Raw genomic sequence first — 24,655 nt, 5'->3', positions numbered from 1 at the left:
CAGGCGCATGGGGGGCTTTCGTACAGGCGAGGCAAGAAAATGTTGGCAGCTCGAGGCATTCTGGCCTATCGATCAGACACAGGGGAATACGGAAGCCGGTGAAAATCCGGCACGGTCGCGCCACTGTGATCGCGCAAGCGTAAGTCAGACACGGATCCCTGGAAAATACTCATGACGCGTCATCAGAAGGAGTACCAAATGACTGTCGCAACCCGTCCCGCCGTTTCGAGCGATCTTCCCGCCATCCCTATGCGGGACATTGCCCCTTGGGCGATCCTGGCCGCGCTGCTGGCTGTCCTGCTGGTCTATTTCGTTGGTGCAGAGCAGGGCGCATGGTCTGTTTTCGCCGGGACCGACGTGCACGAATTCGTGCACGATGCGCGCCACCTTCTTGGCTTTCCCTGCCACTAAGTTACAGCGATGACTCGTCTTCTTGTGCTCGGCCTTCTGGCCGGGCTGTTGGCGTCCGTGGTGACGTTCGGCGTGGCGCGACTTGTCGGTGAACCTGCGCTGGACGCGGCCATCGCGATGGAAACCACCGACAGCCACACACACGCGACAGATACGCCGGATCTTTCCGATACCGGCGGCATGTCGCGCCATTTGCAGGCTGGTCCTGGATTGTTCGTCGGTCTCGCCGCCGTGGGCGTGGCCCTGGGCGGGATCCTGGCAATCAGCTTTGCCGTGGCGCGGGGGCGGATCCTGCATGGATCGACACGGGCCACGGTGGCCTGGATCACGGCGTTGGGCTTTGCCGCGGTGATCGTCGTTCCCATGCTGAAGTTTCCGGGAAATCCGCCAGCAGTTGGCAACCCCGAAACGATCGGGGCGCGCACCCTGGCCTATTTCGCCTTTCTGGCGCTGTCGTTGGCAACCCTCGGGCCGGCTGTCTCGGCGGTGAAAGGGATCGCTTCGCGACGACGCAAGATGCTGATCGGGGCGGGGATCTACGCAGGGGTCATGTCCGGGGCAGCGATCCTGTTGCCCTCGTTCCACGAGGTGGACCCGGCCTTTCCGCGCGATCTGCTCTGGCAGTTCCGGGCATCGACATTGGCGGTGCAGGCAACGCTGTGGGCCAGCACGGGGATCGCCTTTGGCTGGCTGGTCGAACGGTTCGGCCAATCCATTTGACGGGAGGTGTACAGATATCGGCACGGTGACGTTCAGAAAGTAACCTTCACGTTCGGTGCTTGCGGCGGAATTCCGGCGCGACCAAAGCGTTGCCAGATCAGCGAGTTGTTTCCCGATGTCAGGGCCGCAACTGGCCGTCCGCACGCGCGACTGGCCAAGACGCGTGGTTTGCGCGCAAGGCAGAGGTTCAGGCAATACTGGCGCAACTCGGGGGAGACTGAGGTCAGCCGACCCGACGGATCAGGCTAAATTGAAAAGCTTGCTCCGCGCCTTTCGGGGTTTGGTGGAGGTGGCGGCGATGCGCCACCGGCGCGAAACTGTCTGCCAAAAGCACCGCGATATTCTCGGGGCTGTAGCGGACGACCGGCAGGCCGCTGCACCGATCCGGTCCGTCCGGCGCAAAAGTGGCTATGATGGCATGGCCATCGATCCGGACGGCGCGTGTCAAGCTCTCGATATAGGCGGCTCTGTCGGCGGGGTCGGTGAGAAAGTGGAATACCGCCCTGTCATGCCACAGGTCGTACTGTCGCGTCGGCGACCAGGTGGTGATGTCTTTACACAGCCAGGTCAAGCTGCCCCCTGCGGGCCCCAGCCGGTCTCGCGCGGCATCCAAGGCCACTTGCGACAGGTCCAAAATCGTCACGTCGCGCAGCCCCATCGCCAGCACGGCGTCCGTGAAACGGGACATGCCGCCGCCTATGTCGATCACCGACGCGCCTCTGGGAATTCCGGCCATCCGAATTAGGTCGAGCGAAACTGTCGGATCGTCCTGATGCCAGCTCAGGCTGGTCTCGGGCGTCTTGCCGTAGACGGTGTCCCAGTGTTCTTTTCGATCGACTGACATGGCCATGCCCACTGACGCGGATCTGCAGACCAACTAAAGGTCCAACATATTCCATATACATAATGTTTAAATGTCAGTTCGGCAAGGTTGCCCGATCGAGAGCCTTCAGCACGGATCGGTCCGTCAGGATTTCCGACAGGACGATACCCTCTGGCGCGCCCGGTCCATAGACGACGTTGAAGGGGATGCCGTAACGGTCGAAGCTTTCGAGATAGCGCGCAATCGACTCGTCCGGGCGCGTCCAGTCGGCCTGCATGAGGGTGATGCCGTCAGCGGACAGCGCCGTGCGCACCGGGTCGCGTTCCAGCACCAGGGCTTTGTTGGCCTTGCAGGTCAGGCACCAATCCGCAGTGACATCGACAAAGACGACCTGCCCGCCCGACACCTGCCGCGCGATCTCGGCGCGGGCAAAGCTTTGCCAAGCCAGCGCGCTGCCGTCCGGCGCGGGGGAGGCGGCGGGCGTGGACACGAAGGGAGCGGCCACCAACGTCACAGCGACCAGAAGCGCCGCGCCAGACAGGCGCGGACCCGGTGACAGGCGGCTGAGCGACAGCAACCCGGTCACCGACAGCGCCAATGCCAGCACGATGAGCGCAGTCCACGGCCCGGCGACACCGCTCATGACCCAGACCAGCCACCCGAGCGTGGCCAACAGCATCAGCCCCAGAACCACCTTGACCAGCAGCATCCAGCGCCCGGGCTTCGGCAGGCACGTCACCACTCCTGGCCACGCCGCGACCAGCAGGTATGGCAGAGCCAGCCCCAGCCCCAGCGCGGTAAAGATCACGGCGATATCGAGACCCCGACCGGCCAGCGCAAAGGCTATGGCGGTGCCCAGCAGCGGCGCGGAACAGGGCGTGGCCATGACCGCCGCGAAAAGGCCTGTGGCAAAATCTCCGCCGCCGTTATTGGCCATCCATGTCTGGAGCCTGGACGGCAAGGAAATCTCGAACGCGCCCAGCAGGTTGCCGGAAAAAACCGTCATCACGACGATCAGACCTGCAAGGAAGACCGGGTTCTGGAATTGCAGACCCCAACCCACGGACACACCCGCCCATTTCAATCCGTAGAGTACCGCCGCAAGCGCCCACATGAAGGTGAGGACCCCGGCGGCGGCGGCAAGAAAACCGCGGCGGATGCGCGGGCGATCCTCTGAGCCGTGGCGCAGGACAGACGAGAACTTGATCGACAGGACGGGCAGCACGCAGGGCATAACGTTCAGGATCAGACCGCCAAGGAAGGCAAGCGCGGCGATCCCGGCCAGCATCCCCGCCCCGGTCCTCCGCGTTGCCAGACGAAAGGGCGGGGCAGGGGCGCTTGCCACCTTTGTGGCTGGCACCGTAAAGGCGCGGGTGTCCCCGTCGGTCACTGTGATACGCGGTGTCTCGGGCGGGCCAGAGGACAGGATCGGGAGCCGCGCCCAAAGCAGGCGTCCGTCTTCGCCCAGCCGAATGTCGGGTGCACCGAAGGTGACGCCGTCACCGGCCTCGGGGAAGATGTCGGGCGCGTCGAAGGCCTTGGTGCTGCGCAGCGCGACGGTCAGGCTGCGGGCCGCGTCATCCACATGGAATTGCGCCGAGGTGATGCGCGGAACGGGGGCCATTTGCGGGACCTTGTCCACGAAACGCGCAATCCTGTCGGCAGAGGTCTGGTCGATGCCGCTGCCCGGCGGCAGGTCGAGCGTCAGGACGAAATCCTCAGGCACGCAGATGTCGGAGCATACCAGCAGCGACACGGCCGCGTGCAGCCGGGCCGCGGTGCCGGGCTGTTTCAGCGTGATCCGCAAGGGGAACACAACCTCTCCATGATAGCCGAAATTCTGGATGCCGAAGGCGGTGAAGCGTTCCGGTGCAGGCCATTGAAAATCGACTTCGGCGATGTTGGTCGAGCCGGACCAGTCGACCCGGGGCGGTGTGCCGACCTCTCCCGGCGTGCGCCAATAGGTCTTCCATCCCTCGGATATGGTCAGGTCCAACCCGGCGGCCAAGCTGCGTGATCCCGGCGCCACACCGTTTTGCGCGGTGATGAGCCGGGCAATGACAGGGGTCGAACGATAAACGTCCGACGTGGCGGCCAAGGCCCCGCTCGCAATCAGCGACAGGGCGGTCAGAAACCCGACAAAATACGTCTTCCGGCGCAGCATGGTCACGTCAGTTTCCCGTGTTCAGAACGAATCCTGTCCGGCCATCTGCGCAACGCAGTTGTGCAACGCCGGGCGACGATCCGTCCACGATCTCGCAGCCAGGGGGAAGCAAGGCCGCGACCGTATCTCCACCCTGCGTCGACAGGGCTGAGGGCGAACGGAAGCAGTCACTGAGCGTGGCAGAACAGCCCGACACAACCGCCATTGCCCCAAGCACAAAGACGCGAGGGGTCAAGTCCTTCAGGCCTCCTCGGGGCGGCGCTCCGAGCGCGCCTCGGATTTGGCAGTGTCGTGGCTGTGGCACGATTTGCCCATCATCTTGTGCATGACAAGGTGCGCACCGACGCATAGCACCAGCGGCGCAAAGGCCAGTGCATTCGATCCCAGCCCCGACAATGTGCCGCCGCCGATGAAATATCCGGCGATCGGCAGCAGCATCACGGCGCAGCAGGCCATCATGCCCCAATGCATCAGCTTTCCTGCGCCCCTGGCAGAGTGCCTGTCATCCTTCATCGCCCAATCCTTTCGCGGTGTCGTCGATGGCGGTTATGCCACCCTCCGGCAGCGGAAGGTCAAGGATACAAACAGATACATTTCTCTGGCCCTGCTGCGATTGATGTGTGCGGCCCGGCCTGTATCTATCATTGCCAAAGTTGACGGAGGGTATGACCATGACCAGACAGAAACAGACGCGTCGCGCCGTTCTGCGCGCGGCCATGGCCTCTGCCGGTCTGATCGGAGCGCCGGGCATCCTGCGCGCCGCCGGGGATGTGCAACGGCGCAACATCTCGGCATTTCGGACCCATGACTGGCATGACCATTTCGATAACCTTGGCAAGGGCATCATCATCGCCGACACCGCCAGCAAGATGCTGCAGCACTGGACTGCAGAGGGTGAAATGCGGATCTATCCGACATCGGTTCCGCTGACGGATGAACTGACCAAGCGTGGCTACACCGAAGTCGTCGAAAAACGCAAGAATCCCGGCTGGGCGCCGACCCCGTCGATGCGCGAACGCAACCCGGAATGGCCCGCATATGTCGAGGGCGGCGACCCGACCAATCCCCTGGGAACACGGGCGCTATACCTGTCATGGACCTACTACCGGATCCACGGAACGCAGGACACGCGCAAGATCGGACGCAAGTCCTCGAACGGTTGCATTGGTCTCTACAACCGACAGATCGAAGAGGTCTACGACCGCGCGCCGCTTGGCACACAGGTCAAACTGATCTGAAATCAAACAAGCAGGACAGACAAGATGGACAAGTTGACGGGCCTGATCGGGGTCGTTCTGATCGGTGGTGTCGCGGCACTGGGATGGCAGGTGTTTGGCGCGCAGGACGCGCCGCAAGGGCATTCGATGGTGCCGCCGGACACCAGCAATATTGCTGAAGGTGCGCCCATTGCCGAGGTCTCTCTTCCCGATGACCTGTCGGCCAGTGCAAAGCTGGGCAAGACCATGTTCGAAGCGGCCTGCGCCAAGTGTCATGGCGATAACGCCGCAGGACAGAACGGCATCGCGCCGCCGCTGGTCCACAAGATCTACGAGCCGAACCATCATGGCGACATGGCCTTTCTCATGGCAGCCAAGAACGGCGTGCAATCTCATCACTGGAACTTCGGCAACATGCCGAAAATCGACGGCGTGACCGACGGCGACGTCAAGATGATCGTCGCCTATGTGCGGGAATTGCAGCGGGCGAACGGGATCAACTGATGCGGGTTCGGGTGGGACTTCGGCTGTGTCTGGTGTTGCTCTGCACGATGGTGCTGGCGTCGCTTGGCGTGACCGAGTTCGACCCGCATCCCGAAAGCCGCCGGATCGCCTCCGTCGAGGACCATGTGCATGATTCCGAGGCACAGGGCCATTGCCACCCCGGTATCGACTGCGCCCCTGCGGTGATCTTCCTTGCGCTTCATATGCCGGAGGTCACACCTGTTCGGCTCGACACGCCACGGCTTTCGGAGGCTCGGTTGGACGAGGGTTGGCGCTTTACCGATGATCCACCCCCGCCGCGATATCGTGTCTGATGACTCAGCTGAAAAACGATCAACGGAGACATGAGACTATGAAAAAAACGACTTTGACCGCCGCCATCCTGATTGCCGGCACCACCGTGACCGCACTTGCCCATGGCAGCGCCACAGGCATCGTCAAGGAACGCATGGAGGCCATGATGGCGATGGGTAAGGCGGTGAAAACCGTCACTCCCATGATGCGCGGCGAAACGGCCTATGACGCGGAGGCCCTGCGCGCCGCCGCCCTCACCTTTCAGGCCCATGCCGGCAAAGCCCTGACAGAGCAATTCCCCGAAGGCAGCGGCGGTGCCCCGTCGGAGGCCAAGGATGAGATCTGGCAGGACTGGGCCCGCTTCACTGATCTGGCTGACCAGTTGGAAACCTATGCGCGCGGGCTGGAATTGGCGGCGGCCAACGGTCTGGGAAGCGATGGCAGCATGGGCGCTGGTGCCATGATGGGCGGGAGCAGCATGATGGGGGGCGGGTCCATGATGGGCGACTCAGCCGACATGATGAGCGCTGAGGCCATCGGTGCCATGCCCGCCGATGCGGCCTTCAACATGACCACGCAGGTCTGTTCCGCCTGCCATGCGCGCTTCCGCGCCGAGGATGACTGACCATGCGTCGCATCCTTATGGGCGCGGCGGTGCTGGGCACGGTCGCGCTTGCGGGGGTGGTGTCGCTGGTCGTCTGGCCGGTCGGCGCTGCCACCGTCCCGATCACCTTGTCAGGCAATGTTGATCGCGGTGCCTATCTCGCACGGGCCAGCGGCTGCATCTCTTGCCACTCGAATTTCGAGGCAGGCGGTGCGCCTCTTGCGGGCGGCGCGCCGCTGGATACGCCTTTTGGCACGTTCCACCCGCCAAATCTGACCACTGACCCGGTCAGTGGCCTTGGCAACTGGACGGTCGAGCAATTCGCAAGGGCGGTCCGGCAGGGGGTCGGGCCAAACGGAACCCCGTATTATCCGGCCTTTCCCTATGCGTTTTACGCGGACTTCACCGATCAGGACATCGCCGATCTCTGGGCGGCGTTCCAGACGGTGCCGCCCGTTGCAGACCCTGCGCCCGATCATGTGGTGGGGTTCCCCTTCGATCAGCGTTGGGGGCTGAAACTGTGGCGCGCGGCCTTTCTCCACGACCCGGACACCCGGCCGGTCGAGGGCCGCAGCGACGCATGGAACCGGGGACGGGAACTGGTCCGCGGCCCAGCCCATTGCGGTGCCTGCCATACCCCCCGCAATCTTGCCGGGGGGCGAGACCTTGCTGCACGGTTCGCCGGAAACGCGGCTCTGCCCGGCGGCAGCAAGGCACCCTCGATTCAACCGCAGGCGCTGGAAGAGGGCGGCTGGACGGTTTCGGCGCTGGCGTATGCGCTGGAAACCGGGTTGACGCCTTCGGGTGATGCCTTTGGTGGAAGCATGTCCGAAGTGGTGCGCGAGAACACGCGCTTCATGACACCCGAGGACCGGACCGCCATGGCGACCTACCTTCTGCAAGGCGAAGACGGCGGGCAGACGGACTGACACGAGACGGGCGGGGGCCACGGTGGCCCTCGTCCCCTGCAAAGGACACAAGCGTATGACATACACGCGGCGCACTTTCCTTGCCCTCGCGGGGGCGGCGGCGGGTCTGGGCCTGCCACTGCGGGCGCAGTCCCTCAGCGGTGCCATACCTCTGGTCACGCGCGAGGCCAGCCTGCAACTGCTGCCCAATGGTTACCCGCAGACGCGCATCTGGGGCTATGACGGCGCGGTCCCCGGCACCGAGATCCGTGTGCCGCAAGGCGCGCGCGTGCAACGACAACTGGTCAATGACCTGCCCGAGGCCACCTCCGTGCATTGGCATGGCATCCGCATCGACAACGTCATGGACGGTGTGTCGGGCCTGACGCAGGACGCGGTGCGGCCGGGCGAGACCTTTGATTATGACTTCACCGTGCCGGATGCCGGAACTTATTGGTATCACGCGCATAACCGATCATACGTGCAGGTTGCGCGCGGACTGCGCGGTGCGTTGATCGTCGAAGAGCCTCATGCCCCTGACGTGGATCGCGACGAGGTGCTGATCCTCGACGACTGGCTGATCGACCCTGAAACCGGTCAGATCGCCGACACGTTTGACCAGCCGATGATGATGAGCCACGGCGGGCGAAGCGGGAACTACGTCACCACCAACGGTCAGTATAATCTGACCCTGACGGCACAGCGGAACGACCGACTGCGGCTGCGCCTGATCAATGCCGCCAACGCGCGCATTTTTGCGCTGCGGCTACAGGGGATGACGGGCTGGACCGTCGCACTTGACGGGATGCCCTTGGCACAGCCGCAGCCGGTCGCGGACACGCTCCTGCTGGGTCCGGCGCAGCGGATCGACTTGTTCGTCGACATCACCGCCGCGCAGGGCGAACCGGCGGCGCTGTTGAATGTCGATACCAATGAACCCTTTCCGCAGGTGGCCTTTACGGTGACGGGGCAGGGTGCGCAGGTGGCTCGCGCCGCCCCCGCCGCGTTGCCACCCAATCCGCGAATGGATTTGCTCGATCTGGCCAATGCCACGCCAGTCAAGCTGTACATGTCGGGCGGCGCGATGGGACGGATGAACGCGGCGGTGCTGAACGGTGAACGCAAGGGCTTTCGCCAGCTCGCGGCAGCGGGCTATTTCTGGGCGTTGAACGACGTGGCGAATATGCCCGACACGCCCTTGACGACGCTGTCGCGGGGCGACCACGCGCGGGTCGCGATCACCAATGACACCGTATTTCCCCACGCCATGCACCTTCACGGTATGCACTTCCGTGAGGTCACCCAAGGTAAGACAGGATCGATGCGCGACACGCTGCTGATCGGCGCGAACGAGACCCGGGAAATCGCCTTTGTCGCGGACAACCCGGGCAAGTGGCTCTTCCATTGCCACATGCTTGAACACGCCGCGTCCGGCATGACCACATGGTTGGAGGTCACATGAAGGGGTCAGTATCCATCATCGGGGCCGCGCTGGTTCTGGCGCAGACCGCATTGGCCGACACGCCGGATATCGCCGAAGGCGAGGTCTTGTATGCCGAGAATTGCGCCTCTTGCCACGGGGCCGAGTTGCAGGGGCAGCCCGACTGGCGCGCGCCCGGCCCGGATGGCCGACTGCCTGCCCCGCCGCATGACGAAACCGGCCACACCTGGCATCACAGCGACCGCGTGCTGTTCGGCTATACCAAGCTGGGCGGCAAGGGCTTCATGGCACAGCAGGGCATGGAGTTCGATAGCGGCATGCCCGGCTTTGACGACCGACTGAGCGATCAACAGATCAGGAACATCCTCGCCTACATCCGCTCCACCTGGCCAGACCGGACCCAGCAGGTGCAGGCCGAACGCAGCAAGGCCGACATGGAAAACGGAGACAACTGACATGACATTCAAAACCCCCATACTTGCTCTGGCGCTGGTCGCGCTGACGCCGTTGCCGACCCTGGCGCAGGATCTCGACGAGGCGCGGATCAAGGAGCTGGTTCTCGAAGCGATACGCGAGAACCCGGAAATCGTGATGGAAGCGGTGGCGATCCTTGAGCAACGTCAGGCGGGCGCGCAGGCCGATGCGCAGGCGCGTGCGCTGGACACACAGCGCGAGTTGATCGAGAATGACCCGAACGCCCCGGTGCTGGGCAATCCCGACGGCGACGTGACCGTGGTCGAGTTCTTTGACTACAACTGCCCCTATTGCCGCCGCGTGAAACCCGAGGTCCGCGCGCTCATCGACGCGGATCCGAACATCCGTCTGGTTTATCGCGAATGGCCGATTCTCGGCGACGGCTCGGTCTTTGCCGCAAAGGCTGCGCTGGCGGCCCGCAAGCAGGGAAAATACGAAGACTTCCATTGGGCGATGATGGGTAACGAAGGCCGCGCCGAAGAGGCCAGCGTGCTACGCGTGGCCGAAGAGGTGGGTCTGGACATCGAGCAATTACGTGCCGACATGGATGCCCCGGAAGTCGAAGACCATATCGCGACCTCGATGCAGTTGACGCAGGCGCTTGGGTTCAACGGCACCCCGTCTTTCGTGATCGGCGACGCATTGGTGCCCGGTTTCGTTGAAACCGACCAATTGGCCAAGCTGGTTGCCGAAGCGCGCCAAGCCGCTGAATGAATGTGCGCTGCCCGCGTCCATGCGCGGGCAGCGGTGTCGCTCAGGCTGCGGTGGACTCGTATCCGCCGTCCTTGATCGCAGCCGACAGCTGATCGGCGCTGAGCGCGCTGTCGATACGCACCGTGCGGGTGTCCAGATCGCAGGCGATCTGCGCCGCCGGGTCTGCCGATTTGACCGATTTCTCGATGGCCGAGGTGCAGTGGCCGCAGCTCATGTCGGGAACCTTGAAGTCCATGTTCATACCTTTCCGGATTTTGACTGACAGGGAGATAGAGGTTCCAGCGGGGGGAAGGTCAAGATGGTCGGAGCGGCGCAGAAATTTATTTTCGGCCCTTGACCCTCCAGTGACTGGAAGCCCTATCTCTGCCGCAAGATCAAAGCGAAGGAGCCCCCCATGTCGGACCCGATTCCCCTGACCCTGTCTGTCGAAGGCATGTCCTGCGCGTCCTGCGTGGGCCGCGTGGATCGCGGACTGTCGACTCTGGAGGGCGTGAGCGACGTGTCGGTGAACCTCGCGTCTGAATCGGCGCGGATGCAGGTGGACAGCCCCGACCGCGCGGGCGAGGTCGTGGCTGCGCTGGCCGATCTGGGCTATCCGGCGCGCACCGGGCGGGTGACGATGACCGTCGAGTCCATGTCCTGCGCGTCTTGTGTCGGGCGGGTGGATCGTGCGCTGGCGGCGGTGCCGGGCGTGCTGGAGGTCAACGTGAACCTCGCCGCCGAAACCGCCACCGTCACCTATGCCGAAGGGGCCGTCACCCCGGCCCAGCTGGTCGCGACCAGCACGCAGGCGGGCTATCCCGCCCGGCTGGCCGAGGCCACCGACACCGAGGATCGCAGCACCCGCAAGGCCGAAGAGGCCCGCGCGTTGTCGCGGCGCATGGCCTTTGCCGCGGCGCTGGCGCTGCCGGTCTTCATCGTGGAGATGGGCGGGCATGTCTTCCCGGCCTTTCACCACTGGATCAACGCCACCATCGGCCAGCAGACCAGCTGGGTGCTGCAATTCCTGCTGACGACCCTCGTGCTGGCCGGGCCGGGGCGGATGTTCTACGCCAAGGGCATCCCCGCATTGCTGAAGGGCGCGCCGGACATGAACAGCCTTGTCGCGGTGGGCACCGGGGCGGCGTATATGTATTCGGTCGTGGCGACCTTCTTGCCGGGGCTTTTGCCCGACGCCCTGCGTGCCGTCTATTTCGAGGCAGCGGCGGTGATCGTCGTGTTGATCCTGCTGGGCCGGTTCCTTGAGGCCCGCGCCAAGGGGCGCACCGGTGCCGCCATCGAGAAACTGCTGGGGTTGCAGGTCAAGACCGCGCGCGTGCTGCGCGGCGGCGAGACCGTGGAAATCCCGGTCGAGGAACTGGCGCAAGGGGACATCGTTCTGGTCCGCCCGGGCGAGCGTATTGCCGTCGATGGCGAGGTGACAGAGGGCGCCAGCCGTGTCGATGAAAGCATGCTCACCGGAGAGCCGGTTCCGGCGGCCAAGGACATTGGCGACAGCGTGACCGGCGGCACGGTCAACGGCACCGGCAGCCTGACGGTCCGCGCGGGGCGCGTCGGGCAGGATACGACGCTGGCGCAGATCATCCGCATGGTCAAAGAGGCGCAGGGGGCAAAGCTGCCGATTCAGGGCTTGGTCGACCGCATCACCCTGTGGTTCGTCCCCGCCGTCATGAGCGTCGCTGTGCTGACCGTGCTGGTCTGGTTGGTCGTCGGGCCGCAGCCCGCGCTGACCATGGCTTTGGTGGCGGGTGTGTCGGTGCTGATTATTGCCTGCCCCTGTGCGATGGGTCTTGCCACGCCGACCTCGATCATGGTGGGCACGGGGCGCGCCGCCGAACTGGGCGTGCTGTTTCGCAAGGGTGACGCGTTGCAGGCGCTGGATGGCGTGCAGGTCGTGGCTTTGGACAAGACCGGCACCGTGACCGAGGGTCGCCCGGAATTGACGGACCTCGTGCTGGCGCCGGGCTTTGACCGCGCCGGGGTGCTGCCCGTGGTGGCCGCTGTCGAGGCGCAGTCCGAGCACCCGATCGCCGAGGCGATCGTGCGTGCCGCACAGGCCGAGGGGATGACCCTGCCGCAGATCGCGGGGTTTGCCTCGGTCACGGGCTACGGTGTGCGCGCCGAGGTCGAGGGCCGGGAGGTGTTGATCGGTGCCGACCGCTTGATGACGCGTGAAGGTGTGGATGTCAGTGCCTTGGCGGATCGCGAGGCGGAACTGGCGGAGACTGGCCGCACCGCGCTGTTCGCCGCCATCGGCGGGCAGGTCGCGGCGGTGATCGGTGTGGCCGATCCGGTGAAACCCGCCAGCAAGGCGGCCATCGCCGCCCTGCGCGCCAAGGGGCTGACCGTCGCCATGATTACTGGTGACAAGCAGGCCACGGCGGATGTCATCGCCCGCGAAACCGGCATCGATCATGTCGTCGCCGGGGTGCTGCCCGATGGCAAGGTCGCCGCGCTGGAGGCCTTGCGCCAAGGCCGCCGCGTCGCCTTTGTCGGGGATGGCATCAATGATGCCCCCGCGCTGGCCCATGCGGATGTGGGCATTGCCATCGGCACCGGCACCGACGTGGCCATCGAATCCGCCGATGTGGTCTTGATGTCGGGCGACCTGCGCGGGGTGGTCAACGCGGTCGAGGTCTCGACCCGGACCATGCGCAACATCCGCGAGAACCTGTTCTGGGCCTTCGCCTACAACACCGCGCTGATCCCGGTGGCGGCAGGGGCCCTGTACCCGGTCTGGGGTGTGCTGCTGTCGCCGATGCTGGCGGCGGGGGCGATGGCGCTGTCCTCGGTCCTTGTCCTGACCAACGCGCTGCGCCTGCGCCGCGTCGCGCCCGCGATGTCGGAACGGGCCGATCCGGCCCGCAGCGGCGCGGCGCCCGTGGCCGCCCCGGCGGAATAAGGAGGCAAGAATGAACATCGGAGACGTCGCCCGCCAATCGGGCTTGCCGCCCAAGACCATCCGCTATTACGAGGATATCGGGCTGATCCGCCCGCAGCGCAGCGAAAACGGCTATCGCAGCTTCCGCGAAAGCGACCTGCACAAGCTGGCCTTTCTGGGCCGGGCCCGCGCGCTTGGCTTCACCATCGAGGATTGCCGGACGCTGATGGCGCTGTATGAGGACGATCACCGCGAAAGTGCGCAGGTCAAGGCGGTGGCCGAGGAACACCTGCGGCAGATCGATGAGAAGATCGCGCAGCTGCAATCCATGCGCGCCACCCTCGACACGCTGATCCACGCCTGCGCCGGGGATCACCGCCCCGACTGCCCGATCCTTCAGGATCTGGCGCGCAGCGACGCGAACCAAGCCTGACGTGCAAGCGCGCCCCGCAACAGGGGCGCGCAGCAGTTTCACTTCGACAGTTCGGTGACGGTCAGTTTACCGTTCACCCGCTCTGCAAGGAAGGTGATCCTGGCACCCTCGCTCAAACCGTCGAGCATGGTCGGATCGGACAGATCGAACACCATCTTCATGGCGGGCATGTCGAGATTTTCCAGCGGGCCGTGATCGATTGTGACCTTGTTCCACTTGGTGTCGATCTTGGTTACGGTCCCCGAGGACATCGGGTGGTCGCCCTCAGCCAACGCGGCCCCGGCTGCAAGGATCATGGCGGCGGACAGTTTCAGAAGTTTGTTCATTTTGGATTTCCTGTGGATTGAAGATCAGTTGACGATAAGGGCGCCGTGCATGCCGCCCTCGTAGTGGCCGGGCAGGAGGCAGGCGAATTCGAACTTGCCCGCTTTGTTGAAGGTCCAGAGGATGTCGGCCTCTTCGCCGGGATCCAGTCGTACCGAGTTCGGGTCGTCGTGTTCCATCTCGGGGAACTTTGCCATCAACACCTTGTGCTCGGCGTTTTCCGCCATCGTGTCCATGACGAACTCGTGGGTTTCCTCGCCCATGTTGACGATGTGCAGACGGACGGTTTCACCCGCCGCAAAGACCATGTCAGCCGAGGGTTCAAAGACGAAAGGCGCGTCCTTGTCGTAATCCTCCCGCATGATGACGTCGATCGTGCGGGTGGGTTCATGGCCGTGCATGGCGGGCATGCCGACGGCCATCTGCCCGCTGCCATGTCCGGCGTCTGCCAAGCCCGGGACAGGGGCCAGGGCGGGCGCCATGGCCAGCCCCAGTATCAGAAGTGCAGTTCTCATGAGCGCGTTTCTCCTGTGCTCTTGCATCAACCCTGCCGCACGCCGCCGCGCGGCGTGATCACGGTTTTGGGGCTGGTGTTGCTTGCGTGTTCGGGCAGCTCGCCCGTCCATTCGTAGGCTTCGGTTCCGGGCGGGTTCTGATACCAGCCGGGATCGCTGTAATCGTCGCGGTCGATGCCCTCGCGGACCTTCACGACACTGAACATGCCACCCATTTCCAGCGGGCCATGGGGTCCCCAGCCCGCCATCATCGGGATGGTGTTCTCGGGGATTTCCATGGACATCTCGCCCATGTCGGCCATTCCGGCGGTGCCCATCGGCATGTAACCGGGCTGATGGCGGCGCATCATCTGGGTCAGTCGGGTCTTGTCGGCACCGATCACCGTGGGCAATTCATGGCCCATGGCGTTCATCGTGTGGTGTGACTTGTGGCAATGGATCGCCCAGTCACCTTCGTGGATTGCGTCGAATTCATAGGCCCGCATGGCACCGACGGGAATGTCGATGCTGACCTCCGGCCAGCGGGCTGTTTCGGGCACCCAGCCGCCATCTGTACAGGTGACATGGAAGTCGTAGCCGTGCATGTGGATCGGGTGGTTGGTCATCGTCAGGTTACCACAGCGCACCCTCACCCGGTCGCCCTTGTTCACCACCAAGGGATCAATGTCAGGGAAAATCCGGCTGTTCCAGGTCCACATGTTGAAGTTGGTCATCTCGGCCACGCGCGGGATGTAGGTGCCGGGATCGATGTCGTAGGCCGCCAGCAGAAACGCAAAATCCCGATCCACCGGCATGAAGGCCGGGTCGCGCGGATGCACGATGAACAGGCCCATCATGCCCATGGCCATCTGCACCATCTCATCCGCATGCGGGTGGTACATGAAGGTGCCGGACTTGGTCAGGTCGAACTCATACACAAAGGTCTTGCCCGGCGGGATCGCGGGGTGGCTGAGGCCACCGACGCCGTCCATCCCCGAAGGCAATATCAGCCCGTGCCAATGCACGGATGTGTGTTCCGGCAAGCGGTTGGTCACGTAGATGCGCACGCGCTCGCCCTCGACCGCCTCGATGGTGGGGCCGGTGGATTGGCCGTTATAGCCCCACAGCCGCGCCATCATGCCATCCGCCATGATGCGCTCGACCGGCTCGGCGACGAGGTGGAATTCCTTCACGTTGCCGTTCATCCGCCACGGCAGGGACCAGCCGTTCAGCGTCACGACCGGGTTATAATCCAGTCCGGTCATGGGACGGTCTGGCACCTGCGTGTAGGGGATGTCGGTAAAGGCGGCCTCTGGCAGGTCGCGGAAACGGGTTTCCGCGGCGGCGGCCGAGGCCAGCACGGCACCGGCACCGGCGGTCAGCCCGGCGCCCAGCAATTGACGACGGTTCATCATTCTTCCCCTCCTTTGGACAGGGTTACGGATCCGCCCCAGATCGCGGCGGTCGCTTCAGTTTCGGCGAGCCAGTAGTCTCGCTTGGCCTCGGCGGCGGACAGCCGGGAGTCCAGCCCCTCCTGCGCGTCGGCGATCAGTTCGAAGGTAGAGGTCAGCATGCCGTTGTAGGACAGCAGCGCCTCTTCATCGATCTGGCGGCGCAGCGGCAGTACCTGGTCGCGCCAATGTCGCGCGATGTTGTGCCGCCCCGTGACCGCCTTGTAGGCCATGCGCGCGTCCGACCGCGCGTCGATGGCCTGCTGTGCCAGGGTGTTCGCCGCCTGCAGGTAGGCCATGCGGCCGCGTTTCGACACCAGCGGGCCAGTGTCATACAGCGGGATTTCGAAATCCAGCGCCAGCGCGGGCGTGGCCTCGGTTTCGCCGTTGGCGCGCTCCAGCTCGACCCCGGCGACCAGCGCCGCGTCGGACACCATGCGGGTCTTGCCGGTCAGACGATAATCCAAGGCGATGGCCTGCAGTTCCAGCTTGCCCGCGGCCAGGTCGACGCGGTTGGCCAGTGCCTGCTGCTCAATGTTGCCTGCCGCGCGCGGACCGCGCGGCAGGGCGGGCAGCGCATCGGGCACGTAGACGGTGGTGGCGCTCCCCCACAGACCCATCAGGCGCAGCAGCTTTTCCTTGGCCAGCTGTGCCTCCAGCCGGGCGGCGGCGCGTTCAGCCGCCAGTTCTGCGGTAAAGGCATGTTCGCGCGCCTGGTCGGCCTTGTTCATGGCGCCGGTCCGGCCCAACTGCACCGCCAGCTCCGATGCGGCCTCGGCCGTGCCGTGGGTCTGTCCGATCAGCGCGGCCGCCTCGAAGGCCCCGACCGCTTCGATCCAGGCGCGGCGGGTTTCCACGGCAAGGTCAATGGTTTGTGCCAGCGCCGCCAGTTCCGCCTGGCGAAAGCGGACTTCGGCCAGCTGGGTACGCGGCTTGGTCGTTGCAAGATCCAGAAGCGCGCCCGCCACGGTCGCCTCGAGCGTGCGGGTCACGTCACCCGCCAGGCCCGAAACGGATACGCCGAGCGTGGGCACCGGGCCCATGGCCACCTCCCACAGGTCCGTCGAAGACAGTCCCAGCTCGGCAAAGCTGGCCTGAAGCGCGCGGTTGTTGATCAGCGCGACCTGCACTGCGGTATCGGCGCTGATCGTCTTGCCATGGACCAGGGCGTGCACGCGCCTTTCCGTGGCCTCGATATCGGCAGCGGACTGGTTCCAAACGGGCACAGCCCCGACGGCCTTGCGGGCGCCCTCTTCGACGCTGACGAAACCGGCACGGTCGGCCTTTGCGCGCTCGATTACAGCGGGATTGGCGCAGGCTGCCACCAGCAGCGCCGCGCCGAGCATCAACGGCAGTTTCATTTGCCGCCCTCCCGCTGTGCATCGTTCAGGCTGCGCCAGTCAGCGGGTTCTTGAAGCCGGTAGCCAAGATAGGCCACATTCGGTCCAGGTTGCGCCATGGTCGCAGGCGGCGTCACAGACGCGGCCGTCAACCCAGGCGCGGTGTCAAGCTCGGGAAGTGCCGCACAGGCACCCACGAGCAGCGGCAATCCAGCCGCAATAGCAAGTTTCACTGGTAGTCCCTCGTCGTGTCAGATGCAGTTATCCGCAGGCGAATCGCCGCGGCGGGGCTGCATCAGGCACGTGGGGGGCGCTGCAAACCTTCGGGAATTGCGGTGATGACAAGCGAAGCTATGTCCCAGGACCGGATCGACACTGGAATGGCGCGCGGCGCCTCCGCATCCGCTGACCGTAGATCGCCGAGGACGCAAATATGCGATGCGCAATGATCCGTAGCGTGATCAACCGCGTGGTCCGTTGTTTGACTGGCGTGGTCGTGCGCCTGCTCAATGGTCGCCTCGTGTCCGTCGCACAGGATCATCGCGGACGCGTTGGACGGCATCAGGGCCATCGCCAGAAAAAGGGCGACGACCTGAAATTTGACCAGAAGTGCGCGAATCCAGTGAGACATTCGTGAATCGATAAGCGAGAAAACGACACCCGGCAAGTCACCAAAACGTGTGGCCAAAATTTCCGTGCCGAGCATGTAGGCGCGGGAAAAAAGGCATTTTTCAGACCATCACCCGAACAGTGCCTTGCTGCCCATCCACAGGCCCATGGCGATCATCATCAGGTTCTCGGTCAGCGACACAAACCCCAAGGGCACTTTCGACGACCCGCCGACGCAGGCGCATTTCAGCGCGCGCTTGTCGATGTAGACAGCCTTGAAGACGCTGACGGCGCCAACCGTGCCGATGAACAGCGCGACCGGGGCCGACAGCCATGTCAGGGCTCCGGCGGTCATCAGGATGCCCGCCAACGCCTCGCCGAACGGGTAAACCTTGCCGTAGGGCACCCAGCGGCGGGCGAGCAGGTCGTAGTTCAGGAACATGGTCGAGAAACTCTCGACGTCCTGCAATTTCTGGATCGCGAGGATCGTCATCGACAGCGAAATGAACCATTCCAGCGCGCGCAGCGTCAGGACCGTGCCGTATTGGTGCCACGACAGCCCCAGCGCCAGCAGCGCCGCGACGGAAAAGATCGCGATGACCGGCTGGTAGCTGGTGTCGCTTTGTTCGTCCTTGGGCGGGTCGAGGTCGAAATGCACACGCAGGTCGTCATAGCCGCCGATCCGCACACCGTCGATGAAGGTCTGCGGCGTCGTTTCGACCCCGTGCTTTTCCATGAACGCGTCGGTTTCTTCGCGCGTTGTCAGGTGGTGGTCATCGACCGTATAGCCCTGACGTTCCAGCAAGTCCTTGGATTTCAGGCCAAACGGGCAAAGATGGTCGGGCATGACCATCCGATACAGCGTGGCGGTTTGCGTTGTATCCTTGGGCATCATTGACCTCCTTCGCAGGTATATTGGCCGCGGAACCCGGCGGAGTAATCCGGCCCGGCCGTGACGATCAGATCGGTCAGGTCATCACCCTTGTGCAGTTCGGCACTCAGCGGGTCGGCGGCAAAGCCGTCACCCTGCCGGTCAAGTCGCACGAGGTCGCCGCTGATCTTCATCACTGCCGCGTCCTTGCCCACGGCCAGAACGGCGGGGCTGGTGGCGGTGTAGGTAAACCGGCAGGTGGCACCTTCGGGCAGGGCCTTGGTGATGTCGTCGGCGGTCAGGAATTCCGGGTCGACGGTGGCGGTCACCTCGGTCGACAGAGCCTGTCGGGCGTCGACCACCTCGGGCGCGGCGGTCTCGCCGGTCGGATCAGCCTCGCCATTGGCCGAGATATCGGCGATCAAATAGCGCATCTCGGCGATTTCCTTGTCCTGCGCATAGACGATGGCCTCGGCCAGTGTCGCCACGCGCGGATCGGTGATCTCGGCCCGCGATGAGGTCATGATGGCAATCGAATGGTGCGGGATCATCGCCCGCATGAAGGACCGGTCCTGCACCGTGACCTGACTGCGCACCAGCCAGAGCGACAGCGCAAAGACCACGACGGAGCCCACGAAGATGCCCGCGTTCAGCGCCTTGTTGGTGTACATCGACAGCATGAAGGACAGCATGACAAAGGCCATCGTGGCCCCCATCAGCACAGCCATCCAAGCCCGCGTTTCCGAAAAGAAGACGTGCCCCAGAAGGTAGGTGTTCAGATACATCAGCACGAACATCACCAGCGTCGACGTGCCGATCATCAGGAAAAATCTGGAATACTTCATCAATCCTCTCCCGCTTGGCTCACATGTGAAGCAAACGCCCTTCCAGCGCTGGAGGGTTCCGAAATGGCGCGAATTCCGTGCTTTCGGGGAAACAGGCCCGCCTGCGCAGGGCAGGATCACGGGCATTTGACTGGGCGCAGGCATTGCGGGCTGGCCTGCTGAAACGCATGCGAGAACAGGAGATGTCATGACTGGATATACACGCCGCACGATCATAACGGGGCTGGCCATGGCCTTGGCCGCGCCGACGCTGGCGCGCGCCCATCAGGTCACATTGCCCGACCACTTCAACCCGACGGCCGTGCAGACCGGTCGCACAGACTGGCTGCCTGGGGACATCCACGTGGTGCCAGACGAGTTCCACCTGTATCTGATGGGGAAGGACGGGGCGGCGATCCGGTATGGCGTGGGCGTCGGGCGCAAGGGGCTGTACGAATCCGGCGTCTTTACTGTCGCGCGCAAGGCCAAGTGGCCGTGGTGGCGCCCGACCCAGTCGATGATCCGCCGCGATCCGGGGAAATATGCCAAATACAAGAACGGCATGAAGGGCGGCCCGAACAATCCGCTCGGCGCAAGGGCGCTGTACCTGCATGACGATCAGGGGCGTGACACCTATCTGCGCATCCACGGCACCAATGCGCCCTCGACCATCGGCAGCGCCGTGTCCAACGGCTGCGCGCGGCTGACCAACGAGCACGTCAAGGACCTGTATGAACGGGTCGAGATCGGCGCCCGCGTCACCCTGCACCCCAAGGTGACGACCGCGTGAGGCCCCGGCGGGTTGGTTGACCTTTGTCCGCGCCTGTCTGAAAAGCGCCTCCGCAATTTTGGATAACGGGGTTTCCATGAAGGTGAACCGACGACAGGCCTTGTCCCTGCTGGCCGCCTGCTTGGCGACGCCAGCTTTGGGCGGCTCCCGCATTACGCTGCGCCCCGAAGAGATCGTCACGCAGGTCGCCGGGCGGCGCCTGCCGATGCTGGGCTTCAACGGCGGGGTGCCGGGGCCGGACATCCGCTTCCGCCAAGGTGATACGGCGCAGATCCGGTTGGACAATGGGCTGAACGACGGGGCCTTGGTGCATTGGCACGGGCTGCGCGTGCCCAACCGCATGGACGGCGTGAACGTGCTGACGCAGGATGTGGTCATCCCCGGCGAACGCTTTGACTACCGGTTCGACTTAGCCGATGCGGGAACCTATTGGTACCATTCGCATTATCTGTCGTATGAACAAGTCAGCAGGGGCCTCTTCGGGGCATTCATCGTCGAGGAACGCGACCCGCCCGCCGTCGACCACGACATCACCGTGCAGTTGTTCGACCTGCTGCTGGATGCGGACGGTCAGTATGATGACAGCTTCGATCCCGCGCGCTTTGCCACCGAGGGACGGCTTGGCAATATCAAGACCGCGATCCTGTCGCGGAACAGCGTGCAGCAAGGCGACAGGCTGCGCCTGCGGATCATCAACCCGTCCATCGACCGCATTTATCGATTGTCCGTGACCGGGCTGGCGGGCAAGATCGTGGCGCTGGACGGGATGCCGTTGGAGGTCCCGCAGGCGCTGGCGCCGATGGCGCTGGCCCCCAGTCAACGCTGCGACGTGATCGCAGATGTGACCGGCCCGGTGGCGCTGCGCGACACCTATGACGGGGCGAACGACTTGCTGGGGCATTTGACAGTGACCGGCACGCGCAGCCCCTCGACTGCGCCGATCCCGACCCTGCCGCCAAACCGCATGACCCGTCCCGGCACGCCGGATCACACCACAAGGCTGGTGCTGCAAGGCGGCGCGGGCGCGCCTGCGCATCGCGGCACTGGAACATGGGCGCTGAACGACGTGTCGGGCCTTCCAAGCCGTCCCTTGATCGCGGCAAAGCGCAGCCAGACCATGCGCATCGAGATCGAGAACCGCACCGGCTTTCCCCATGTCATGCACTTGCATGGCCACCATTTCCACGAACTGGACACCTCGGGAGACCTCGGGCCACTGCGCGACTCGACCCTGCTGGCGGCGGGAGAGACACGCGCCATCACCGCCGTCCTCGACAATCCGGGCGCGTGGATGCTGCATTGCCACATGCTCAGCCATCAAGCCGATGGCATGGCGACGTGGCTGACTGTCAGTTGAAGGCAGCTATTTCTGATATATTATGAAGGGCGTACCAAAAGGAGTCGTAAGCAACATAATCAGGACTACGCGCGAAACGTCAGCCCGCTTGGCAGACCCAAGTACCGCCACCGAAGCACTGCGACATTCAGGAAACCGCTGTGCACCGCAAATCCACGCTGACGAAACGGTGTTTCCGGATCAGGAATCGACCCATATGGAGACCGAGACACCTTTCGGTTCTTTGACGAAACCATCGATGTCGACGACCTTGATCCTAAACTTGCGTGCCTCCGCCATGAAAGGCTGTATACGCCGGCAGTGAGTTTCATCGATTTGGCCAACTGGTTTCGCATCGCCGCCAAACATCCAGGCGATCAGACCCTTGGGTTTGGCAAGGACCTCGACCCGGTCTTCGACCTAGCGGAGATCGAGCTGGTCTCCAGGTTTCAGGCCAAATCTCGCGAGGTTTCGCGGGATTTCGACCAACTTGCACGAGTAGATCAGTGGATGCATCTGCTGTCCTCTTGTTGGCAGCGCTCTTGATGGCGCTTGAGTCTCTTCACGCAGGGTATTGCAGCTTTGATCTGCGGCAAAGCGCAAGATTGATGTGGCCAGCAAAGCTGACCATGGACGCACATTGGGCAATCTCCTTTCCGGATTTCTGAGCCATAGCATTGACCTCTATGCCTCACCAATGCTCTAATCTTGATTTATAGAAAGGGTGCCTATACCTCATGACCTGGAACTGGACACTGCCCGACTGGCCGGATTTCCGGTATGACGCCTCCGCTCTGGAGCCGTTCGAACAGAGGTTTCTGCTGTCATCCGGAGAAATCCTCGGCGCAGTCCATCATGTCAACCCGCCGGATCGCGAGCAACTCCGCATCGAGTTACTCAGCGACGAAGCCATGCAGACCAGCGCCATCGAAGGCGAAATCCTCGACCGGCTCAGCGTCCAGTCTTCGCTGCGGCGCCATCTGGGACTCGATCCCGACAGTTATCCCGCCAAACCGCGCGAACAGGGCGTCGCGGAAATGATGGTTGACGTCTATTCCAGCTTTGCGGAGCCGCTGAGCCACGAGACGCTGTACCGCTGGCATCGGATGCTGCTGTCCCATGACCGTCGGTTAGAGACCATCGGAGCCTACCGACAACACGCCGAATCGATGCAAATCGTTTCCGGCCGCTTTGACCGACCGACGATCCATTTCGAAGCGCCGCCTTCGGCGCAGGTCATGCCTGAGATGGAGCGATACGCGGATTGGTTCAATAGGACCGGCCCGCGGGGAGCAGAGCCGCTTCCCGCCCTGACGCGTGCCGGGCTAAGCCACCTCTATTTCGAGAGCATCCACCCATTCGAAGACGGCAACGGCCGCCTGGGCCGCGCGCTCGCTGAAAAGTCGCTGGCGCAGAACATTGGCCAGCCGACCCTAATCTCGCTCGCCTTCACCATCGAGAAAGAGCGGAAAGAGTACTACGACCAACTCAAGCGGCATCAAACGACGCTTGACGTGACGGCGTGGCTCATCTGGTTCGCAGAGATTGTCTTGAAGGCGCAGCAGATCACACTCGACCGCGTAGCGTTCTTCATCAACAAGGCACACTTTTACGATCGACATAGAGATCACCTGAACGACCGCCAGGCCAAGGCCATCGCGCGGATGTTCCGTGAAGGACCCGAAGGTTTCAGCGGCGGCCTAAGCGCGGATAACTACCTCAAGATCACCGGCACATCCCGCGCAACCGCGACCCGCGATCTACAGGACTTGGTCGAGAAGGGCGCGCTGAACCGAACTGGCGAGCTGAGACACACGCGATACTGGTTGAAGCTCGATGGAGACAAGGGTTTTTCTGCAGCAAAAACAGTACAATAACAAAAATCCGAGAATCCGTTTTATGTAACATGACCCAAGACTTGAGCTCACGTTGGTGGGTTTGGGAACGCGCCCGATACACTTCGTCACAACCGGCGCTTGTCCGGGAAATCTTTGTTTCCGCAGCACAGATGCCCCTTTGGTCGCATCCCGGAAAAGCTCGGGGCGACTCTAGCCTGCCCGAAAGCGACTGGTGAACGGCCTTGCATGTTGGATTTTCCAACATTATATTGAGCGCAAGACAGCTATTCGGACATGGACGATGCAAACGACCACCAAGACGAAACTGTTTCCGAAGCAGGATCTGGAACTTGTGCTTCGTGACGAGCTCATGCTCGCGGCGGAGGCTGAAGCCAGCATGCACGGAATTGTACTGCCAGCATCATCTGGGGTTGCGGCAGTCGCACCTGTACCGATGGATTCTCTTGTAGTTGTGGAGCTCCTGTGCGCTGTCGAACCAGTGCTTGGCTTTACGCCGGCGGATGCGACGGTACGCACTGGCGGATACAACTCGGTGCAAGACGCTTTGGATCACCTAATCCCGCGGCTGGAACAGCAGTGGAAAAAGAAGAATGGAGTGTCAGCATGAGCGTCGCGAAGCGGACGAACGACGATGACCAAGAAGCTCGGCAGGAGATGGGGGAGCGGCTGCGGGAAGCTCGTCGGTATTTGGGTCTTAAACAAGACGAGGTGGCCCAGTACCTCAAGATCCAGCGAACCGCGTTGTCAGAGATCGAGGCAGGAAACCGCCGTGTCGAGGCACTGGAGTTGAACCGGCTCGCGAAGCTGTATCGACAACCGGTCGCGTATTTCATCGGAGAAGACGATGCAGCTGGGAGTTTGCCGGTAGATGTAGCGCACCTTGCACGACAAGCCGCAGACTTGTCTCGGCAAGACCGGGATGAACTGGGGCGTTTTGCCGAGTACTTGCGCGCCCGCTCGGCCGCAACCCAGGAGTAGCCAGTGGTTTCCAATTATTCGCAGGCAGTTCGCGGCGGAGCAGCTGCGGCGGGATTGCCAACTTGTTTTCACCTGTTTGAGAGAGGCGAGACATCTGCCTGTCAGGCGGTCATTTCGGCAGCATAGCCTCTCCAGAGGTCGAAAGCATCGGACCTTGCGTGGCGGTATGAGACGGCGGAGAGTTGATAGCG

The 24,655-nt window shown here is 63.4% G+C and carries 29 protein-coding genes and 1 riboswitch; of the genes, 18 read left to right on the top strand and 11 right to left on the bottom strand.

The features are described from left to right. Window positions 1–43: 43 nt before the first annotated feature. Window positions 44–171, top strand: a riboswitch (cobalamin riboswitch). A 27-nt stretch (window positions 172–198) separates the two neighbouring features. After that, the gene (locus ACEQXV_RS04005) at window positions 199–411 is read left to right on the top strand and encodes a CbtB-domain containing protein (RefSeq protein ID WP_106268384.1); all 213 of its coding nucleotides are present in this window, start codon (window positions 199–201) and stop codon (window positions 409–411) included. Between the two features lie 9 nt (window positions 412–420). After that, window positions 421–1,131 carry a CbtA family protein gene (locus tag ACEQXV_RS04000; protein WP_106268386.1) on the top strand — a complete coding sequence of 237 codons (711 nt, stop codon included), beginning with the start codon at window positions 421–423 and terminating at the stop codon, window positions 1,129–1,131. Window positions 1,132–1,354: 223 nt separating this feature from the next. On the opposite strand, the gene ACEQXV_RS03995 is transcribed toward ACEQXV_RS04000, so the two are convergent. From ACEQXV_RS03995 to ACEQXV_RS03985, 3 genes are all read right to left on the bottom strand, one after another. Next, entirely contained in the window at window positions 1,355–1,975 is a 621-nt protein-coding gene (locus tag ACEQXV_RS03995; protein WP_106268401.1) for a class I SAM-dependent methyltransferase, read from the bottom strand. Between the two features lie 73 nt (window positions 1,976–2,048). Then, window positions 2,049–4,118, bottom strand: coding sequence for a protein-disulfide reductase DsbD (locus tag ACEQXV_RS03990; RefSeq protein ID WP_058249072.1), 2,070 nt, complete (start codon window positions 4,116–4,118; stop codon window positions 2,049–2,051). A 240-nt stretch (window positions 4,119–4,358) separates the two neighbouring features. After that, entirely contained in the window at window positions 4,359–4,631 is a 273-nt protein-coding gene (locus ACEQXV_RS03985; RefSeq protein ID WP_058249071.1) for a DUF2933 domain-containing protein, read from the bottom strand. Between the two features lie 152 nt (window positions 4,632–4,783). Here ACEQXV_RS03985 and ACEQXV_RS03980 point away from each other — a divergent pair, with 152 nt between their 5' ends. The 8 genes from ACEQXV_RS03980 to ACEQXV_RS03945 are packed head-to-tail and all read left to right on the top strand — an operon-like array spanning window position 4,784 to window position 10,274. Continuing rightward, window positions 4,784–5,356, top strand: a complete 573-nt coding sequence (locus ACEQXV_RS03980; RefSeq protein ID WP_058249070.1) for a L,D-transpeptidase — start codon at window positions 4,784–4,786, stop codon at window positions 5,354–5,356. 24 nt (window positions 5,357–5,380) lie between these two features. Further along, window positions 5,381–5,839: a cytochrome c gene (locus ACEQXV_RS03975; RefSeq protein ID WP_058249069.1), complete on the top strand. Its 459-nt coding sequence runs from the start codon at window positions 5,381–5,383 to the stop codon at window positions 5,837–5,839. Beyond that, complete coding sequence (locus ACEQXV_RS03970; protein WP_058249068.1) at window positions 5,839–6,153, top strand: hypothetical protein; 315 nt, start codon at window positions 5,839–5,841, stop codon at window positions 6,151–6,153. Before ACEQXV_RS03975 ends, ACEQXV_RS03970 begins: the two co-directional genes overlap by 1 nt. 38 nt (window positions 6,154–6,191) lie before the next feature. Further along, window positions 6,192–6,758 carry a cytochrome c gene (locus tag ACEQXV_RS03965; RefSeq protein ID WP_106268388.1) on the top strand — a complete coding sequence of 189 codons (567 nt, stop codon included), beginning with the start codon at window positions 6,192–6,194 and terminating at the stop codon, window positions 6,756–6,758. A gap of 2 nt (window positions 6,759–6,760) precedes the next feature. Beyond that, on the top strand, window positions 6,761–7,666 hold the full coding sequence (locus tag ACEQXV_RS03960) for a cytochrome c (RefSeq protein WP_058249066.1): 906 nt from the start codon (window positions 6,761–6,763) through the stop codon (window positions 7,664–7,666). Between the two features lie 55 nt (window positions 7,667–7,721). Continuing rightward, window positions 7,722–9,107, top strand: coding sequence for a multicopper oxidase family protein (locus tag ACEQXV_RS03955; protein WP_058249065.1), 1,386 nt, complete (start codon window positions 7,722–7,724; stop codon window positions 9,105–9,107). Further along, window positions 9,104–9,541 (top strand): cytochrome c, encoded by a 438-nt coding sequence (locus ACEQXV_RS03950; protein WP_106268390.1) that lies wholly within the window; start codon window positions 9,104–9,106, stop codon window positions 9,539–9,541. The genes ACEQXV_RS03955 and ACEQXV_RS03950 overlap by 4 nt, the downstream gene beginning before the upstream one ends. A 1-nt stretch (window position 9,542) precedes the next feature. Then, window positions 9,543–10,274 (top strand): DsbA family protein, encoded by a 732-nt coding sequence (locus tag ACEQXV_RS03945; RefSeq protein ID WP_058249063.1) that lies wholly within the window; start codon window positions 9,543–9,545, stop codon window positions 10,272–10,274. 40 nt (window positions 10,275–10,314) lie between these two features. On the opposite strand, the gene ACEQXV_RS03940 is transcribed toward ACEQXV_RS03945, so the two are convergent. Further along, complete coding sequence (locus tag ACEQXV_RS03940) at window positions 10,315–10,509, bottom strand: heavy-metal-associated domain-containing protein (RefSeq protein ID WP_370268021.1); 195 nt, start codon at window positions 10,507–10,509, stop codon at window positions 10,315–10,317. A gap of 159 nt (window positions 10,510–10,668) precedes the next feature. On the opposite strand from ACEQXV_RS03940, the gene ACEQXV_RS03935 reads away from it, so the two are divergent. Next, window positions 10,669–13,176, top strand: coding sequence for a heavy metal translocating P-type ATPase (locus tag ACEQXV_RS03935; RefSeq protein WP_106268392.1), 2,508 nt, complete (start codon window positions 10,669–10,671; stop codon window positions 13,174–13,176). A 10-nt stretch (window positions 13,177–13,186) separates the two neighbouring features. Beyond that, window positions 13,187–13,588, top strand: a complete 402-nt coding sequence (gene cueR, locus ACEQXV_RS03930) for a Cu(I)-responsive transcriptional regulator (protein ID WP_058249060.1) — start codon at window positions 13,187–13,189, stop codon at window positions 13,586–13,588. Between the two features lie 38 nt (window positions 13,589–13,626). Here cueR and ACEQXV_RS03925 read toward each other — a convergent pair whose 3' ends face one another. The 7 genes from ACEQXV_RS03925 to ACEQXV_RS03895 form a co-directional block, all read right to left on the bottom strand. After that, window positions 13,627–13,914 carry a copper-binding protein gene (locus ACEQXV_RS03925; RefSeq protein WP_058249059.1) on the bottom strand — a complete coding sequence of 96 codons (288 nt, stop codon included), beginning with the start codon at window positions 13,912–13,914 and terminating at the stop codon, window positions 13,627–13,629. Window positions 13,915–13,938: 24 nt separating this feature from the next. Beyond that, a complete protein-coding gene (locus ACEQXV_RS03920) occupies window positions 13,939–14,427 on the bottom strand; it encodes a plastocyanin/azurin family copper-binding protein (protein ID WP_058249058.1) in 489 nt (162 codons plus the stop codon). A gap of 26 nt (window positions 14,428–14,453) precedes the next feature. After that, entirely contained in the window at window positions 14,454–15,821 is a 1,368-nt protein-coding gene (locus ACEQXV_RS03915; protein WP_058249057.1) for a multicopper oxidase family protein, read from the bottom strand. Further along, window positions 15,818–17,218, bottom strand: coding sequence for a TolC family protein (locus tag ACEQXV_RS03910; RefSeq protein ID WP_058249056.1), 1,401 nt, complete (start codon window positions 17,216–17,218; stop codon window positions 15,818–15,820). Before ACEQXV_RS03910 ends, ACEQXV_RS03915 begins: the two co-directional genes overlap by 4 nt. A 274-nt stretch (window positions 17,219–17,492) precedes the next feature. Continuing rightward, complete coding sequence (locus tag ACEQXV_RS03905) at window positions 17,493–17,903, bottom strand: hypothetical protein (protein WP_058249055.1); 411 nt, start codon at window positions 17,901–17,903, stop codon at window positions 17,493–17,495. 33 nt (window positions 17,904–17,936) lie between these two features. Continuing rightward, window positions 17,937–18,698 carry a glutaredoxin family protein gene (locus ACEQXV_RS03900; protein WP_186009227.1) on the bottom strand — a complete coding sequence of 254 codons (762 nt, stop codon included), beginning with the start codon at window positions 18,696–18,698 and terminating at the stop codon, window positions 17,937–17,939. Beyond that, complete coding sequence (locus tag ACEQXV_RS03895) at window positions 18,698–19,522, bottom strand: DUF305 domain-containing protein (protein ID WP_186009226.1); 825 nt, start codon at window positions 19,520–19,522, stop codon at window positions 18,698–18,700. Before ACEQXV_RS03895 ends, ACEQXV_RS03900 begins: the two co-directional genes overlap by 1 nt. Window positions 19,523–19,709: 187 nt before the next feature. On the opposite strand from ACEQXV_RS03895, the gene ACEQXV_RS03890 reads away from it, so the two are divergent. From ACEQXV_RS03890 to ACEQXV_RS03865, 6 genes are all read left to right on the top strand, one after another. Beyond that, window positions 19,710–20,291: a L,D-transpeptidase gene (locus ACEQXV_RS03890; protein WP_058249054.1), complete on the top strand. Its 582-nt coding sequence runs from the start codon at window positions 19,710–19,712 to the stop codon at window positions 20,289–20,291. Window positions 20,292–20,367: 76 nt separating this feature from the next. Then, complete coding sequence (locus ACEQXV_RS03885) at window positions 20,368–21,648, top strand: multicopper oxidase family protein (RefSeq protein WP_058249053.1); 1,281 nt, start codon at window positions 20,368–20,370, stop codon at window positions 21,646–21,648. 300 nt (window positions 21,649–21,948) lie between these two features. Further along, a complete protein-coding gene (locus ACEQXV_RS03880) occupies window positions 21,949–22,173 on the top strand; it encodes a hypothetical protein (protein ID WP_058249052.1) in 225 nt (74 codons plus the stop codon). Window positions 22,174–22,364: 191 nt separating this feature from the next. Then, complete coding sequence (locus tag ACEQXV_RS03875; protein ID WP_106268396.1) at window positions 22,365–23,504, top strand: Fic family protein; 1,140 nt, start codon at window positions 22,365–22,367, stop codon at window positions 23,502–23,504. Window positions 23,505–23,766: 262 nt separating this feature from the next. After that, window positions 23,767–24,093: a hypothetical protein gene (locus ACEQXV_RS03870; RefSeq protein WP_007803312.1), complete on the top strand. Its 327-nt coding sequence runs from the start codon at window positions 23,767–23,769 to the stop codon at window positions 24,091–24,093. Continuing rightward, window positions 24,090–24,464, top strand: a complete 375-nt coding sequence (locus ACEQXV_RS03865; RefSeq protein WP_007803310.1) for a helix-turn-helix domain-containing protein — start codon at window positions 24,090–24,092, stop codon at window positions 24,462–24,464. Before ACEQXV_RS03870 ends, ACEQXV_RS03865 begins: the two co-directional genes overlap by 4 nt. Window positions 24,465–24,655 lie beyond the last annotated feature (191 nt).

This window comes from Nioella sp. (genome assembly GCF_964229645.1).
GTDB lineage: Bacteria > Pseudomonadota > Alphaproteobacteria > Rhodobacterales > Rhodobacteraceae > Nioella.
The sequence above is the reverse complement of the archived record's forward strand: the minus strand, read 5'-3'. Positions and strand labels throughout refer to the sequence as shown.

What these genes read in the sequence shown, in the direction of transcription:
- ACEQXV_RS03995 (WP_106268401.1), bottom strand. Translation starts at nt 1,975, where the DNA reads ATGTCAGTCGATCGAAAAGAACACTGGGACACCGTCTACGGCAAGACG.
- ACEQXV_RS03965 (WP_106268388.1), top strand. Translation starts at nt 6,192, where the DNA reads ATGAAAAAAACGACTTTGACCGCCGCCATCCTGATTGCCGGCACCACC.
- ACEQXV_RS03975 (WP_058249069.1), top strand. Translation starts at nt 5,381, where the DNA reads ATGGACAAGTTGACGGGCCTGATCGGGGTCGTTCTGATCGGTGGTGTC.
- ACEQXV_RS03875 (WP_106268396.1), top strand. Translation starts at nt 22,365, where the DNA reads ATGACCTGGAACTGGACACTGCCCGACTGGCCGGATTTCCGGTATGAC.
- ACEQXV_RS03885 (WP_058249053.1), top strand. Translation starts at nt 20,368, where the DNA reads ATGAAGGTGAACCGACGACAGGCCTTGTCCCTGCTGGCCGCCTGCTTG.
- ACEQXV_RS04005 (WP_106268384.1), top strand. Translation starts at nt 199, where the DNA reads ATGACTGTCGCAACCCGTCCCGCCGTTTCGAGCGATCTTCCCGCCATC.
- cueR (WP_058249060.1), top strand. Translation starts at nt 13,187, where the DNA reads ATGAACATCGGAGACGTCGCCCGCCAATCGGGCTTGCCGCCCAAGACC.
- ACEQXV_RS03985 (WP_058249071.1), bottom strand. Translation starts at nt 4,631, where the DNA reads ATGAAGGATGACAGGCACTCTGCCAGGGGCGCAGGAAAGCTGATGCAT.
- ACEQXV_RS03935 (WP_106268392.1), top strand. Translation starts at nt 10,669, where the DNA reads ATGTCGGACCCGATTCCCCTGACCCTGTCTGTCGAAGGCATGTCCTGC.
- ACEQXV_RS03900 (WP_186009227.1), bottom strand. Translation starts at nt 18,698, where the DNA reads ATGCCCAAGGATACAACGCAAACCGCCACGCTGTATCGGATGGTCATG.
- ACEQXV_RS03945 (WP_058249063.1), top strand. Translation starts at nt 9,543, where the DNA reads ATGACATTCAAAACCCCCATACTTGCTCTGGCGCTGGTCGCGCTGACG.
- ACEQXV_RS03915 (WP_058249057.1), bottom strand. Translation starts at nt 15,821, where the DNA reads ATGATGAACCGTCGTCAATTGCTGGGCGCCGGGCTGACCGCCGGTGCC.
- ACEQXV_RS03925 (WP_058249059.1), bottom strand. Translation starts at nt 13,914, where the DNA reads ATGAACAAACTTCTGAAACTGTCCGCCGCCATGATCCTTGCAGCCGGG.
- ACEQXV_RS03910 (WP_058249056.1), bottom strand. Translation starts at nt 17,218, where the DNA reads ATGAAACTGCCGTTGATGCTCGGCGCGGCGCTGCTGGTGGCAGCCTGC.
- ACEQXV_RS03950 (WP_106268390.1), top strand. Translation starts at nt 9,104, where the DNA reads ATGAAGGGGTCAGTATCCATCATCGGGGCCGCGCTGGTTCTGGCGCAG.
- ACEQXV_RS03960 (WP_058249066.1), top strand. Translation starts at nt 6,761, where the DNA reads ATGCGTCGCATCCTTATGGGCGCGGCGGTGCTGGGCACGGTCGCGCTT.
- ACEQXV_RS03920 (WP_058249058.1), bottom strand. Translation starts at nt 14,427, where the DNA reads ATGAGAACTGCACTTCTGATACTGGGGCTGGCCATGGCGCCCGCCCTG.
- ACEQXV_RS03870 (WP_007803312.1), top strand. Translation starts at nt 23,767, where the DNA reads ATGCAAACGACCACCAAGACGAAACTGTTTCCGAAGCAGGATCTGGAA.
- ACEQXV_RS03890 (WP_058249054.1), top strand. Translation starts at nt 19,710, where the DNA reads ATGACTGGATATACACGCCGCACGATCATAACGGGGCTGGCCATGGCC.
- ACEQXV_RS04000 (WP_106268386.1), top strand. Translation starts at nt 421, where the DNA reads ATGACTCGTCTTCTTGTGCTCGGCCTTCTGGCCGGGCTGTTGGCGTCC.
- ACEQXV_RS03990 (WP_058249072.1), bottom strand. Translation starts at nt 4,118, where the DNA reads ATGCTGCGCCGGAAGACGTATTTTGTCGGGTTTCTGACCGCCCTGTCG.
- ACEQXV_RS03955 (WP_058249065.1), top strand. Translation starts at nt 7,722, where the DNA reads ATGACATACACGCGGCGCACTTTCCTTGCCCTCGCGGGGGCGGCGGCG.
- ACEQXV_RS03905 (WP_058249055.1), bottom strand. Translation starts at nt 17,903, where the DNA reads ATGCTCGGCACGGAAATTTTGGCCACACGTTTTGGTGACTTGCCGGGT.
- ACEQXV_RS03940 (WP_370268021.1), bottom strand. Translation starts at nt 10,509, where the DNA reads ATGGACTTCAAGGTTCCCGACATGAGCTGCGGCCACTGCACCTCGGCC.
- ACEQXV_RS03865 (WP_007803310.1), top strand. Translation starts at nt 24,090, where the DNA reads ATGAGCGTCGCGAAGCGGACGAACGACGATGACCAAGAAGCTCGGCAG.
- ACEQXV_RS03980 (WP_058249070.1), top strand. Translation starts at nt 4,784, where the DNA reads ATGACCATGACCAGACAGAAACAGACGCGTCGCGCCGTTCTGCGCGCG.
- ACEQXV_RS03970 (WP_058249068.1), top strand. Translation starts at nt 5,839, where the DNA reads ATGCGGGTTCGGGTGGGACTTCGGCTGTGTCTGGTGTTGCTCTGCACG.
- ACEQXV_RS03895 (WP_186009226.1), bottom strand. Translation starts at nt 19,522, where the DNA reads ATGAAGTATTCCAGATTTTTCCTGATGATCGGCACGTCGACGCTGGTG.